Raw genomic sequence first — 14,408 nt, 5'->3', positions numbered from 1 at the left:
TCGACGGCGCCCGCGACCGGGGTGAGGGGCGCGGGCGGATGCGAGATTCGAAAGGGTGGGGGCGATGACCAGCTGGCGGATACAGCCGTCCGGCGTCGTATCGGTGCTGCAGACGGTGAACGTCGACGCCGAGGCGCTCGGGGCGGCGCTCAACGCGCTCAGTCCGGCGCTCGAAGGGGCCGTGACGGCGACGCAGTCCGGAGCCATCTCCGAGGCGGTGCAGACCTACTTCGAGCAGGAGGAGGCACCGCGCATCCAGGGCATGAGCGCCCGGATCGGTGCGGCCGCTCAGGGCGTCGTCAGCGCGACCGAGGCCTACATCGCAGGCGACATGGAGATGGCCGCCAACGCCGAGACGGCCGCGATCGCCGCCGTCTACCCGCCCGCCCTCCCCCACGGGATGCAGTGATGCCCAGCCCCATCGATCCCGACAAGATCCCCGGTGCCGACATCCTGCCGGACGTCATCGACGAGAACGCCCGCACGATCGGGACCATCTCCGGTCAGGTCGCCGACCACGGGTCCAACGTCCACTTCGCCTGGCAGGGCATGGCCGGCGTCTACGAGGCGCCCGAGTCGCCGACACTGCTGGGGCTCATGGCGCCCGTCAGCGCACAGGCCACCCAGGTGGGCGACAACCTCTCCGAGGTGTCTGCGGCGCTGATCGCCTTCGCCGCCGACGTGCGCCCGATCAAGGCGGAGCTCGACTCCCTGCGCGTCGAGGCGCAGACCTTCGTCGACTCCATCCAGGGCGGCGTGCAGGTCCGCGAGATCAACCCGGCCTGGACGGCGGCGCAGTCGCCCTACGGCGGCGCGACCGCCATGCCGACGTACCAGGGTTCGTGGGGGTCGTCGACGACGTCCGCTCCCGCGACCCCCGACAAGTACCGGACGGTCACGAAGGAGTGGCACGAGTCGCAGGAGCACGTCGACCGCAACAACGAGCTGCTGGCCGCGGTCAACGCCCAGCAGGTCAAGCTGTGGGAGGCCGAGCGCGCCTGTGCGAACCGCATCCGCGCGCTCTTCGGCGGTGCCGCGCTCCGCGCGGCGCAGTCCGAGGACGACGCCCTCGGTTACGGCATCGCCGAGATCCCCGAGGGCACCGAGATGCCGTGGGGCGCCGAGGTCGAGCGCACCGAGGGCTGCGGCGAGGCGACCGCGAAGTTCGTGTTCAAGGACTTCCTCTGGGAGGGCATCGCCGTCGGCGGCGTCTGGGGCACGATCACCGGCCTCGGCACCCTCGTACTCGGCTACAACCCCGAGACGGGCGAGTTCTTCTCCGGCGACGCCTACGGTGCCGCATGGGGGAACCTGGGCCTCATTGCGTTCTCGGGCGTCGCCAACTCGCCCCTGCTGGGCCCGCTCTTCGCGAGCGACGCCGCGATGGAGGCCACCGGGATGGGCGGATTCCTCCCCCAGGAGGTCCGCGACTTCAAGGCGAAGGCCGACGAGGCCGCCCTCAACACCGGCAAGGCGCTCATCGCCTGGGACAAGTGGCAGGACGACCCCGGCACCGCCCTCGGCGAGTCCGTGTTCAACATCGGCACGGCCCTCATCCCGGTGGGCGGCGCGGCCGTCGCCGGTGTGAAGACCGCCTCGACGGCGGCATCCGTCGTCTCGAAGATGGCGAAGGTCGTCGACTTCGTCGACCCGGCCGCGCTCGCGATGAACGGAGCGATGCGCCTCGGCGGGGCCGGTCTGCACAGCCTGGACGGCCTCATCGGACGCCTGGGCTCGAACGCCACTGACGGCTTCCACCTGAACACCCCGGACACGCCGTTCGTCGCGGACGACGCGACCTCGGCGCTGCGCGCACTGGACGAGGCGGGCGTCGATCTCGGCACCGTCACCGCGCGCGTGGAAGACGGCATCCCGGTCTACGAGTTCCCGCCGACCGCGGAGATCCCCTCCGGCCGGATCGAGATGCCCGCGGGCTCGTTCGACACCGTCCGCGGCGGTGACGTCCCGGTGCGCGCCGACGGCGGCCTGTCCGCTCCAGTGCGCGAGCCGGAGCTCGTCACGGCCGGCGGCGTCCGCGGCGAGACCGGTCCGGCAGTCGGGAACTCGATCGTCGAAGACGCTCCCGTGCGGACGGAGACGAGCGGCTCAGGCGAGTCGACGGTCGTCCGCGAACCCTCCACCGAGACCGGTGGAGGCAGCAGCCATGCCGGCGGGCACAACGGCTCCGACGGCACCACGGGCGGCGGCGTGGGCCGCGGCGACGACGGCGCCACGGGCGGCGGGCGCAGCGACGACGGCGGTGGGCCTCCCACGAACGACCCGACTCGTCTGCCTGACGGCGACTCCTTCGAGCCGCGGATGTCGCACGACCAGGTCATCCAGTCCCCGAGCGCAGAATCGGCGATCGAATCGGCCGCAGCTCGTCACGGCCTGTCGCCCGACGAGTTCCATCACCTCATTCACGAGAGGCCCTTGGAATCCCTCACGCCCGAGGAAGCGCGCGTCGTTCTCGACGTCCGGGAGAGCATCCCGATGCCCCAGCCCGGCGAGGTCATGCAGAAGATCCTCGGCCAGACGGACGTGGACAACCTGCTGCAGCACAAGTACGGGCCGGAGGACACGGTGGGCGGTTTTGTCGCTCGCGCATCCGACGCGGCGCGGCTGACAACGCCGGAGGAGATCGCTCGCGGTTTCGGACTCGACTATGGCCCCGGACGAACGGTTCCCGATCAGTTCACGGCGCCGATCGGTGAGACCTACGCCGTGCGGTTCACCCTCCCCGAGGGTGCTGACCTGCGGGTACCGTCAGCCGATGCCGGCGCCTTGGCGGGGTACCTCTTCGACTCTTCGGGTCAGCCGTACTACCGTCCGCAGCGCATGGATCCCCTCGGACCCTCCAACCCGTTCCTCGGACATGGCTTCGTGGGCGACGGCGGTATCCAGATCATCCCTGAGTACCATCTCCCGGGCCGGATCGACCTCGAGCTCGGTACAGAGATCTACCGGATCACGGCATCAGGGGAGGAGATCCCCTTCGTCGTATTGACCGAGAACGGATGGGTGCCGGTGTGAACGAGGACCATGGTGACCTCCGCAGCACCGGTACCTGGATCGAGACGACGGACGGGTGGTTCGTATCGACGTACCGCATCAAGCCGGGGACGATCCCGTCGCGGTTCGTCGTCTACGACCATGAGGGTCCGGGTCAGCGAGAGATCCCCCCGTGGGATGTCCTCGCGGTCGAGCGAGTGGAGTCAGAGGGTCTCTACCAGGGTCACTGGATTCCTCTGGTTTCGATTTCGAAGAGCGATGAGACCGCGGTGTGGAGTCCTGTTCCTCGAGACCAGCTCGGCTCCTTCGCCCTGCTCTATTACGACAACGGCCCGGAATTCGATGCCATCGCCGCGATTCCCGGAGCCGCGGTGCACGACCCCCGTTCTCTGTACGGCGGGGTCTCATTGCGGGTTCCTGTCCTCGAGATCGAGGATTACCGCGAGAAGGTCATCCCTCTCGCAGGCTCGATGTCGGCTGACTCGGAGTCCACGCCAAGATGAGAAGCATGGACATCTTCGAGAAGGTCGTGAGCCCAGCTCGACGTCGACTCTGGACGCAGGGCGACGAGTTCCTCTGCGGGTTCGTTGCGCGGCACGTCGACGTGTCCTGGGCGCGCACTTCGTCTGAGGTTCTCGAGGCGCACGGCTACGCCGCCGGTGATCCGCTCTTCGCTGATGAGCCTTTCGTCGACGTGCTGCGTTTTCAGCCCCGCGCGACACTGACTTTCGTGCCTGCCACGGGCGCCGTCGACGGGGGTGGCGAGGGGTTCGTGGGCCTTCCCCCATTCACCGGTACCGGATTCTCCCCGACGACGAAGGGGCTGGTCCCGCTGTGGTGGGTGGAGCCGACGAGGGTACCCGCCGGTTCCGAACTGTGGCGCATCCATACGGACGGACGCGAAGAGTTCCTCTCGGCCTACGCGAACGTCGCGTCGGGGTGGCAACCGGGTCAGGGGCGAGCATTGCCGTCAGACGTCTGCGGAACCTTCTCTCGATGGAAAGGGGTCTCCTTCCTCGCGGACGAGTTGGACAACGACCGCGTCGTACTCGCGTCCTTCAGTCCGTTCGACGGAGGTAAGGCCACCGAACGCGGGCTCTGGGCCCACGTCGTGGAGGCCGAGGAGATCGAGGACGTCCACGCACTCCGCCTCACGGCTACGCTGAACGGCCTGCGCTTCCAGGTCGCTCGGCGATGGAACGACGGAACCGGAACGGTCGCGCGTCTCGTCTACATCGGTCGAGACGCCCCCTCAGCGGACGACGCAGGGCTGGAGCGCGTCGACGCTGGGGTGTACGAAACCACGGCACGCCTGGAGGACGTCACGGATATGCGGGGTGAGGAACTCGTCCGAACAACGGCCTAGAGACGCAAACCCTATCCACATCCTCGCCGTCGCGGATCTCGCACCGGAGCTCATCAGCGCCACGCCCACACATGGGGGCGTGATCCTGCGCGCAGACGAGCTGACCCTCCAGATCCGGGCAACGGAAGCGGGATGGCAGGTCCACAAGCAGTGGCGCGACCAGGATAGGGGCACGGCATTCCGGGCCGAGACTTCCGACGACGTCGTCCGGTACCTCGTGTGCCTGCTCGCCAATGACATCCGGACAGCTCATCGCCTGCCGGCTCTTCGCCGCCCCCTCGCCATCGATGGGGACGGAGTGGCGGTTCCTGCGGAGGGTTTCCTGCTTGAGCGGGCCCCGGACGCGGGATTCATCCTGTCGCGAGGAACCCCTGGTCCGAGGCGCTTCTTCGCCAGCGATATCGAGGCAGCCAAGTTCAGCTACTTCGCCGACGAGGATGTGAAGAGCCTGCAGACGAGTCTCCTGCACGGAGCGCCAACGACGCGCGAGGGTGTCCTCGAAGCCATCCGACGCGAGGGGCTGCACGGCTACCGATGGTTCGAAGACGCGACGAATCAGGTGGACGTGGTCGCGATCGCCCGCACGCCGGACGAGTGGGCCGTCTTCGCGACGGATGAGCGTGCCACCCCGGTCGGGCGTCGCGAGTTCGCCTCGGAAGAGGCTGCCCTCGAGCACTTCCTCTCACGTCTGCGCGCGGCGAACCGCGTCACCGGCTGGCGGAGCCACGAGCAGGGACGCGAGAGGGGGGCCGCGGCATCCCTCTCCGTCCGCTATTTCATCCGCGAGCACCTCGTCGACGGGCGGCTCGTCCCCGTCCGCCTGTTCCGACGGCGAACGGATGCCACGGGCCCGACCGACGAATACCTCGCGGACGTCGACGCGTGGGTCCGCGATTCGCGGGGCGTGCTCCATCGCGCCGTCCGATTCCCCCTGGACGCCGACCTCGAGGAGATCTCCGCGGATGCCGCGGGCGATGTGATCGCAATGGTCGCCGCACGCACCTACGTCCCGCTCCATCGACGCTGATCAGCCGGCCCCACCGACGAGATGCAACCTCACTCGCGAATTCTGCCGGGACGCGAGTTGTCCACACAAGGCACCGAACCGATCCGCGCGCCCGCAGCGAGGTGCATAGGGTTGGAGGGTTGAGGGGCGAGGAGAGCCGATGACGAGTACGCAGGAGGCACCGCGGCTGGCCGACGTCGATCCGCTGGTGTTCACCGCACGCGCGGGCGCCGGACAGATCGCGGGCGCTGTCGCGCTCGACGTCGTCATGCCGCTCGCGCTGCTCGTCGCCGGCATCGTCGTCGTCGCCGGCGGGCTCCCCTCCGCAGGCTGGGCCCTCATCGCGCTCGCCGTCGTCCTGCTCGCCGTCGCGGTCTGGCTCCTCGGCCGCACCGGCCGCACCCTCGGCACCGCGACCGTCAACGCGCGCGTCGTGCGTCGCTCGAACGGCGTCGCCGCCGGATCCGCCGCTCTCGTCGCGCTGTTCGCCGGCGGCCTCGTGCTGTGCGATCTGCGGCGTGCGCGCGATCCCTTCGCCCCCGCCGTCTCGGCGTTCCGCTTCCCCGACTCCGCGCTCGGCCGCACCACGAGCTCGGCAGCGCGTTCGACCGCCCCGGGGATCCTTCTCGACTCGGGCGAACGTCTCACGCTGACCACCGCGCTCATCCTGGGCCGCGATCCGTCCGCCCCGGCGGACGCTCCCGCCGACGTCTACCGCTGGGCCGACATGTCTCGGACGATGTCGAAGTCCCACGTGCGGCTGGAGTGGGACGGGCACCAGGTCTGGGTCACCGACCTGGGCTCCACGAACGGCACCTTCGTCCGCGGCGCCGGAGCTCCCACCCCACTCCTCCCCCACCAGCGCACCCCTGTTCCCACCGACGTGGTCATCGAGGTCGGCGACCGCGTCCTGACCATCCGGGACGCCGCGTGAGCGGCGGAACGCCCCCGCGGGCGCGTCGGACGAGAAGGGATGCCGCATGAGCACCGTCACGCACCCGTACCTCGACGCCGCGGGCCCGGGCTGGGCCGGAACGGAGACGCGCGCGCAGGTGATCGCGCTGACCACCGGGATGAGCGACTTCCTCCACAAGACCGCGACGCAGGGCCTCCGTCCGATCGTCGTCTCCACCGAGTTCTCCCGCATGACGCAGCCGATGGCGCAGGTGCTGTCCGCCGTCCGCGGGCAGTGGGTCGTCCGTACCCGCGACAACGGCTTCTACGACGCGCGCAGCGGCGCGCGCCTGTCCGCCCCCGCGGAGGCCCTGACGGCCGGCGCGGCGAACGCCGACGGCATCCATCCGCTCTTCGTCCGGGCGCAGGTGGCATCCGCACTGCAGGTCGTCGCGACGGTGTCCACCCGTCACCGGGTGTCGCGGCCCGTCCGTCTCGGCGGCGTCGCCGAGGCCTCCGTCGACCTCTTCACCGGCGCCGAGCCCGCCGCCTGGGGAGCCCTCGAGCCGCTGTTGGCCCCCTGGGACCGCGGCGATCTCACGGAGCGCTCGCGCCGGCGCGTCCCCCTCGACAGCCACTGGATCGCCGTCGGCGGCGGCGACCGGCCGGTCGTGTCCACGATCCAGGTCGGACGCACGAGCGAAGGCCTGGAGGAGACGACGCGGGTGTGGGCCGCGGTCCCGGGCGTCGGACGGGACGCGGGGGCGACCGCCACCGCCGAGGCGCGCGAGATGCTCGCGCGCGCGGGGACCATCGGCCTGCCGCTCATCGGCGTCGCGTTCGCGGCCATCGGCGCGCCCGATCTGGCGCGGCGCGCCACCGCGACGCCGCAGCCCGAACCGCTCGCCCTGCTCGTCGGTCCCGCCGGCGTGCGCGCCCTCGGCGTCGACCCGAAGCGGTGGATCGGCGAGGTCGGCGGCACCGTCGTCGGCAGCCCCCGCCTCCCCGGCGTGCTGCTTCCACTCGGGTCGGTCGACGGCGGTGGCTGGACGCGCCTGGAGGACGTCCTCGCCACCCTCGATCCCGCCCGACTCGCCGACCTCCTGAACCTCGCGCCGCATGTGCGCGCGCTCCTGCAGGCCCCGGAAAGGAGCCGTTGATGCCCGACCAGCGCGACACCGTGCTCATCGAGCAGGCCAAGATCCAGCGCATGCGGCTCGGCGCCGCGCTCGTGTACGGGCACATCGGCGAGCGCCGCACCGTCAACGACCACATGAAGCGCCTGATGGGATCCATCGTGGTCGCCGCCGTGGCCTGCGCCGCGTGCGTCGGCGTCTCGTTCGTGTCGCAGCTGCTGACCGAGCGCGCGCAGGAGAGCTCGTCGATCCAGACCCCCACCGGAGCCGTGAACCCGTGAGCATCTACACCCGTCTGACCGTCGCGGGCTCCGCGCGCCGAGCCGAGGTCGTCGTCCCCAGTGGCGAGCCGGTCGGCGCGGCCCTGCCCCGTCTCCTGGACCTGCTCGGCGAGACCGCCGGCACGGTGGCCCGTCCGATCGCGGTCGTCGCCCCGGACGGCGAGCAGATCGACATCGCCCTCTCGCCGCAGCAGCTCGACCTCACTGACGGCACCCTCGTCCGTCTCGTGCGCCTCGACGCCGCACCTCCTCCCCCCGTCGTGATCGACGTCACCGACGCCGCCGCCGACGCCCACGACGCACGCCCCGACCGCTGGGATGAGCGGGCGCGGATGGCCGCCGGAGGAACGGGCATCGCCGCGGCGTTCGCCGTCGCGGGGGCGCTGTCCCCTTGGACGTCGCCCACGCTCGCCGCGTTCGCCCTGCTCGGCCTGTCCCTCCTCCTCGCCGTCATCGCCACGGGGGTCGGCCTCGGCGGTCTCCGCCGCCTGTCGACGTGCATCGCCGCGGCGGCGGCCGGACTGGCGCTGCCCATCGGCGGCGCGACGGTGGGAGCTGTGGCATCCGTCGGCCTCCCCGTCGAGTCGACGGTGCTCGCGGGCGTGGCCGCGGCGCTGGCGACCGGATCGACCGTCGCGCTGCTCGGCGTCGGTGTCGCGCATCGCCGTCGCGGGGCCGCCTCCGGGGCGGCGCTCGGGGCCGTCCTGTCGAGCCTGCTCCTCACGCTCCTCCTGGCGGGAGTGGATGCCACGGCCGCAGCGGCCGTGACGGGCGTCGTGGCCGCGTTCGCGACCGGTCCGCTGCCCTGGATCGCGCTGTCGTCGGCGGGGCTCACCGATCTCGACCAGCGCGCCGCCGACGGCGAGCCGCCGGCCCGTCCCCGCGCCTTCGCCGCGATCGACGAGGCGTATGCGGCGTTGACGTGGAGCGTCGCCGCCGTGGCCACCGTGCTCGCTGCGACCGGCGTGGTCCTGGCGCTGTCCGGCGAGATCTGGACGGAGTTGCTGGCCCTCGCACTCTTCCTCGTGGCCGCCTTGCGGACGCGTGCCTTCCCGTTGCGCTCGCACGGCTGGCTGCTGTGGGCCGCGGCCGCCGCCGTCGCCGCCGCCGGCCTGTCGGTGCTGCTGTCGGGCGGGCTGGGGTGGATCGGCGCCGCGGCGGCGGTCGTGCTCGCGGGCCTGGTCGCCACGATGGTGCTCGTCTCGCCGCGCCCCCACGTGCGGGCGCGGCTGCGCGGACTGGGGAACATCGTCGAGACGCTCGCCGTCGTGTCCCTCATCCCGCTCCTGGTGGGGACCCTCGGCGTCTACGCGGACCTGCTCGGCATGTTCGGCGGGGGCTCCTGACCGTGCCGGATCTGCGAGCGGTCATGACCGCCCTCTTCGGCAGCGGAGCCGGCGGTCGTCGGGAGCTGACCGCGTGGGACGACGCGATCCGCGGCGGCCTGTCGACCACGCGGCGGGTCGGCGTGGTCTCGCTTTCCGCGCGAGCGGGCACCAGCACGGTCGCGCATCAGCTGGTGCGCGCGGTCGCCGCCCGCCGCAGCGAACCGGTCCTCGCCGTCGACGTCTCGTCCGGCGACGACGGCCTGGCGGCGCGCGTCGGCGCAGCGACGGCGGCACCCGACGAGACGCGGGCATCCGCCCGAACCACCGCAGAGGCGCTGAGCGGACTCGAGCTCCGCGACGGCGTCGTCGGGCTGCGGCCACGGGACGTGGACGACGCCGTCGGCGCCTGGTTGGCCGAGGCCGCCCCGATCGCGCGGTTCTTCGACGTCGCCGTCACCGACTTCGGCGCTCGGCACCCGGTGGTCGATCTCGCCGCCTGCGCGGCGCTGTGCGATGTCGTCTGCCTGGTCGCCGACGGACGTCGCTCGCCCGCCGAGCACGCCCGCTCCGTCGTCGACGCCCTGACGGGGCTCCCCGAGTCGCCGGCGGTCGTCCTGGCCCTGGTCGACCACGCGCGCGACGGCGCCGGCGTGGCCCGCGCCTTCTCCGCCACCGACGCGCACCCGGTCGTCGCCGTGCCCTTCGACCCGGGCCTCGCCTCGGGCGGACGTCCGCGACGGTCGGTCACCAACCTGGCGCTCGTGGAACTGGCCGCGGCCGTGGTCGCGGCCGGCGGCGCCGCCGCACGACCCGCCGATGCCGGACGCCGCACCTCCGGCGGTCCGTCCGCCCACGGCGACGGGCGCCTGGGGGCCCCGGGCGCCGACGCCGCCCCGATCGACGAGAGGACCGCATGACCGTCCGGATCGTCCACCGGCCCGCCCGCATCAGCGAGGCGGTCGAACCCGCTCCCGAGGTGATCCTCGCCCCGCCGCCGCCGATCGGCGAGGGCGCCACCGGCTTCCCGCTGCAGTCGCTGCTGCCCATCGTCGGCAGCCTGTCGTCCATCACGATGATCGTGCTGCTCCGGAACAACCCGATCATGGTCGTCGTCGGCGCCGTCATCCTCGTGGTCGCGCTCGTGGGCGGCCTCGGCATGGCCTTCACCCAGCGCGGGAACGCGGCCCGGCAGCGGCGCGTGCAGCGCGAGCGCTACCTCGACTACCTGGAGGAGACGCGCGAGAGCGTCCGCCGGACCGCCGAGTCGCAGCGCGACGCCGCCCTCACCCTTCACCCCGCCCCGGGAACCCTGGTCGAGATCACGGCCGATCCCGCCCGCCGGTGGGAACGGCGCCCGGGCGACCCCGACTTCCTGCGTCTGCGGATCGGCACGGGGGACCTCCGCGCCGTCGACGTCACCCTGCCGCCGGAGCAGAACCCGGTACAGCCCTTCGACCCCGTGATGAGGGAGTCCGCCGAGCGCATGGTGCGTCTCGCCGGGGTGTCGCAAGGGATGCCGGGCATCGTCGACCTCGAACGCGGCGGGCAGGTCTCGCTGGTCGGTGCGCGGGAGGACACGCTGCGCGTCGCGCGGACCCTGGTCGCGCAGATCGCCGCGTTCCACTCCCCCGACGACGTGCACATCGCCGCCGCCGTGGCACCCGCCCAGCGCGACGACTGGCGCGGTCTCGACCTGCTCCCGCACGTCTCCCGCGCCACCCCTCCCTCCGGCGCCGTCGCCGCACGCCGCGTCGCCCCGACCCTGGCCGAGCTGCTCTCGCTGCTGCGCGACGAGCTGCGCGACCGGGTCGCCACCGCCGCCGCGTCGCGCCGCGCGGGCCGCCGCACCAAGCCCGGGCGTCTCGTCGTCTTCGTGGACGAGGCGGACGGAGCGGCATCCGCCGTCCCCCGTCTCGATGCGGCCCTCGACCTCACCGCCCTCGGCGTGACCGTCGTCCACCTCGTCGACGACCGGCTCAAGGAGCCCACCACCGTCGCCGTGCGCGTCAGCGTGACGGACGGGGTCGCCACCGTCGAGACCCCGGGCTCGGGCGAGGCCGCGGTCGGCGGCATCCGGATCGACGCGCTCACCCCGTCCGCCCTCGAAATCGTGGCCCGACCGCTCGCGGGGCTGCGACTCACGCGGACCTCCGCCGAGGACGCGGGCACCGCCCTCGCCCCCGACGTCACGCAGCTGCTCGGCGTCGGAGACGTGGATGCCATCGACACCACGACCGCCTGGCGCCCCCGCGGTGCCGCGGAGTTCCTGCGCGTGCCGATCGGCGTGGACGACCACGGCGGGCCGGTGCTCCTCGACCTCAAGGAGTCGGCGCAGCTCGGCATGGGCCCGCACGGGATCTGCATCGGAGCCACCGGCTCCGGCAAGAGCGAGCTGCTGCGAACGCTCATCCTCGGCCTCGCGCTCACCCACGCCCCCGACGACCTCAGCATGATCCTCGTCGACTACAAGGGCGGCGCGGCCTTCGCGCCCTTCGCCCGGCTGCCCCACGTCGCCGGCATCATCGACAACCTCGCCGACGACCCGCAGCTCACGGAGCGCGCCCGTGCGAGCATCCAGGGCGAGGTCGTGCGTCGGCAGCGACTGCTCAAGGACGCCGGGAACGCGGCATCCATCGGCCACTACCGCCAGATGCGCCGGGAGCGTCCCGACCTGCCCGCCCTGCCGCACCTCTTCCTGGTGATCGACGAGTTCGGCGAGCTGCTCACGGCCGAGCCCGACTTCGTCGAGCTGCTGCTGACCATCGGGCGCATCGGCCGCTCCATCGGGGTGCACCTGCTGCTGTCGAGCCAGCGGATCGAAGGCGGACGCCTCCGCGGACTCGACACCTACCTGTCGTACCGGATCGGTCTGCGCACGTTCTCCGAGTCGGAGTCCGCGGTCGTGCTGGACACCCCGGATGCCTTCCACCTGCCGGCCATCCCGGGCTTCGGGTACCTGAAGGTCGACACGTCGGTCTACACGCGCTTCCGCGCCGGGTACGTCTCGGGACCGGTGCCCGACCCGATCGAGTCCGGCCCGCGTCACGACGACGCCCCGCCGGTCCTGCTCGTGCCGGACTACGACCTCCCCGAGAGCGACGTCGAGGTCGAGGAGCCGGTCGAGGTCGAACCCGAGACGCCGACCACCGGACGGACCCTCGTGAACGCCGCGACCTCGCGCCTCGCGCGCGGCGTCGCGCGCACCCGCCCCGTGTGGCTGCCGCCCCTGCCGCCGGTGCTCACACTCGGCGGCATCCTTCCCCAGGCGGACGGCGGCGGCACGCTGCGCGCGCCGATGGGTCTCCTCGACGACCCGTCGCGGCAGAACCAGTCGCCGTGGATGCTCGACCTCACCCGCTCCGGCGGGCACGTGTCGATCACCGGCGCCCCGCAGTCCGGGCGGTCGATGTTCCTGCGCACGCTCGCCGCCTCCCTGTCGTTCACGCACTCGCCCCGCCAGGTGAGCATCTACGGCATGGACCTCACCGGAGGCGGCCTCGCCCGGATCGAGCCCTTCCCGCATGTCGGCGGCGTGGCGACCCGCGGCAACCGGGAGCGGCTCGGCCGCCTCCTCGAAGAGCTGACCGGCATGCTGGCGGTGCGCGAACGGGTGTTCCGCGACCACGGCCTCGACTCCTTGGCGGATATGCGTCGTCAGCACGCCGACGGACGACTGCCCGACCTGCCCAGCGCCGACGTCGTGCTGCTGGTCGACGGGCTCGGTGCCCTCCGCCAGGACTTCGAGGACCTCGAGGCGCCTCTCGCGCAGCTGCTCGAACGCGGCGGCAGCTTCGGCATCCATGTCGTCGTCGCCTTGTCCCGGTGGAACGAGCTGCGCATGAACCTCCAGGGGCTCATCGGCACGCGGCTCGAGCTGAAGCTCAACGACCCCGCGGACTCGCAGATCGCCCGGAAGCTGTCGACGACTCTGCGCGCCGACGAGCCCGGCCGCGTCCTCACCGACGAGAAGCTGTTCGCGCAGATCGCGCTCCCCCTCCTCGAAGAGGTCGACGACGGCGACACCGGCGAGGCCCTGGAACGCCTGGCCCGCGAGAGCGCCGCGCGCTGGGGCGGCCAGGGCGCAGCCCCCATCCGGCTGCTGCCGGAGGTGCTGTCGCCCGCCGAGCTCCCCGACGCGATCGACGAGCCGGATGCCGTCCCGTTGGGCCTCCGCCAGGACACCATGCAGCCGGTCGCCCTCGACCTCGCGTCGCGCGATCCGCACCTCCTCGTCCTCGGCGACAGTCGGTGCGGCAAGACCACGACCCTCCGCGGCATCGTCCAGGGCGCGATCGACCGGCACTCGGCGGAGGAGCTCGTCATCGCCCTGATGGATGCGCGCGGCGAGCTGGCGGCCGAGATCCCGGACGCATATCTCGGCGGACACGCCTCGTCCGGTCGGCAGGCCCGTCTGCTGGCCGAGTCCATCGCCGTCGAACTCGAGAAGCGTCAGGGCGATCGCGGCGCCGGTCCGCGCATCCTCGTGATCGCCGACGACTTCGACATCCTCGCCGCGGGCGGCCAGGAACCCCTCCGCCCCCTCCTGCCGTACCTCGCCTCCGCCCGCGACCTGCGGCTGAACGTCGTCGTGAGCCGGCCGGTCGCCGGCGCATCGCGCGCGATGTTCGACGTCGCCCTGCAGGGCATCCGCGACACCGGCGGGACGACCCTCATCATGTCCGGCGATCGCTCCGAGGGCGCCCTCCTGCCCAAGCTGTACGCCGAGCCGATGATCGCGGGTCGCGGACGCCTGGCCCGCCGCGGCGAGCGCCCGACGCTCGTCCAGGTCGCCGACTTCGTCGCGGAGATCCCGGATGCCGCTGCGGGCGCGACCGAGGCACGCCTCAGTCCCGGGGCATCCGACGTCGTCACGGAGATCCCGGATGCCGTTCCCGTCGCGACCGCTTCCCCCGACGGCGAGGACGCGCGTCCCGCGACCTCGCCCACACCATCGCAGACGGACGGGGAGCAGAAGCCGCTCCTCCGTCGACGAGGAGCGAACCGTGCCCCGTAGCAGCATCGCTTTCACCCGCGACCCGCTCGACATCGACGCGCTCGCCCGCGCCGTCTCGACCGTTCTGACAGTCGAGGAGCTGGCAGAGACACCGGTCGAGATCCGGCCTCTCGACGACGGGGCTGCCGCGCAGGTGCTCCTGCTCGATCGGGTCGTGCTGACGGTGCTGCGCCCTCGCCTCACCCCGTCCCCCACCGAGCTGGCGCGCGTCTACGGTCTCACCGACGTCGACCGCGACGCGACGCGATGGAGCACCGAGGCCGTGAGCCCCTGGGAGCCGGAGGGCGTGATCGGCATCCGCCTGCTGGAGGCCGCGGCCGCCGAGCGCGCCGGGCGGGTCGTCCACCAGGCCTGATCTGCGCGATGCCGCG

General features: G+C 72.4%; 12 protein-coding genes. All 12 read left to right on the top strand.

The annotated features are described in order from the left end of the window. Positions 1-64: 64 nt before the first annotated feature. The 12 genes from ACO03V_RS12425 to ACO03V_RS12370 all read left to right on the top strand — a co-directional run bounded on the left by ACO03V_RS12425 (position 65) and on the right by ACO03V_RS12370 (position 14,392). Complete coding sequence (locus tag ACO03V_RS12425) at positions 65-409, top strand: DUF6507 family protein (protein WP_367728468.1); 345 nt, start codon at positions 65-67, stop codon at positions 407-409. Next, positions 409-3,033, top strand: coding sequence for a hypothetical protein (locus ACO03V_RS12420; RefSeq protein ID WP_423137803.1), 2,625 nt, complete (start codon positions 409-411; stop codon positions 3,031-3,033). The genes ACO03V_RS12425 and ACO03V_RS12420 overlap by 1 nt, the downstream gene beginning before the upstream one ends. After that, positions 3,030-3,515: a hypothetical protein gene (locus ACO03V_RS12415; protein ID WP_423137802.1), complete on the top strand. Its 486-nt coding sequence runs from the start codon at positions 3,030-3,032 to the stop codon at positions 3,513-3,515. The genes ACO03V_RS12420 and ACO03V_RS12415 overlap by 4 nt, the downstream gene beginning before the upstream one ends. Before the next feature lie 5 nt (positions 3,516-3,520). Next, complete coding sequence (locus ACO03V_RS12410) at positions 3,521-4,378, top strand: hypothetical protein (RefSeq protein WP_423137801.1); 858 nt, start codon at positions 3,521-3,523, stop codon at positions 4,376-4,378. 79 nt (positions 4,379-4,457) lie between these two features. Further along, on the top strand, positions 4,458-5,405 hold the full coding sequence (locus ACO03V_RS12405; RefSeq protein ID WP_423137800.1) for a hypothetical protein: 948 nt from the start codon (positions 4,458-4,460) through the stop codon (positions 5,403-5,405). Positions 5,406-5,544: 139 nt separating this feature from the next. Further along, positions 5,545-6,318: an FHA domain-containing protein gene (locus ACO03V_RS12400; RefSeq protein WP_423137799.1), complete on the top strand. Its 774-nt coding sequence runs from the start codon at positions 5,545-5,547 to the stop codon at positions 6,316-6,318. Between the two features lie 46 nt (positions 6,319-6,364). Next, on the top strand, positions 6,365-7,438 hold the full coding sequence (locus ACO03V_RS12395) for a DUF6177 family protein (RefSeq protein WP_423137798.1): 1,074 nt from the start codon (positions 6,365-6,367) through the stop codon (positions 7,436-7,438). Beyond that, positions 7,438-7,695: a hypothetical protein gene (locus ACO03V_RS12390; RefSeq protein WP_367728454.1), complete on the top strand. Its 258-nt coding sequence runs from the start codon at positions 7,438-7,440 to the stop codon at positions 7,693-7,695. Before ACO03V_RS12395 ends, ACO03V_RS12390 begins: the two co-directional genes overlap by 1 nt. After that, complete coding sequence (locus ACO03V_RS12385; RefSeq protein WP_423137797.1) at positions 7,692-9,041, top strand: EsaB/YukD family protein; 1,350 nt, start codon at positions 7,692-7,694, stop codon at positions 9,039-9,041. The genes ACO03V_RS12390 and ACO03V_RS12385 overlap by 4 nt, the downstream gene beginning before the upstream one ends. 23 nt (positions 9,042-9,064) lie before the next feature. Beyond that, positions 9,065-9,940, top strand: a complete 876-nt coding sequence (locus ACO03V_RS12380) for a hypothetical protein (RefSeq protein WP_423137796.1) — start codon at positions 9,065-9,067, stop codon at positions 9,938-9,940. Then, complete coding sequence (gene eccCa / locus ACO03V_RS12375; protein ID WP_423137795.1) at positions 9,937-14,037, top strand: type VII secretion protein EccCa; 4,101 nt, start codon at positions 9,937-9,939, stop codon at positions 14,035-14,037. The genes ACO03V_RS12380 and eccCa overlap by 4 nt, the downstream gene beginning before the upstream one ends. Next, positions 14,027-14,392 carry a hypothetical protein gene (locus tag ACO03V_RS12370; protein ID WP_367728433.1) on the top strand — a complete coding sequence of 122 codons (366 nt, stop codon included), beginning with the start codon at positions 14,027-14,029 and terminating at the stop codon, positions 14,390-14,392. The genes eccCa and ACO03V_RS12370 overlap by 11 nt, the downstream gene beginning before the upstream one ends. The last annotated feature ends 16 nt before the right edge of the window (positions 14,393-14,408 follow it).

Source organism: Microbacterium sp. HMH0099, assembly GCF_049384025.1.
GTDB lineage: Bacteria > Actinomycetota > Actinomycetes > Actinomycetales > Microbacteriaceae > Microbacterium.
The sequence above is the reverse complement of the archived record's forward strand: the minus strand, read 5'-3'. Positions and strand labels throughout refer to the sequence as shown.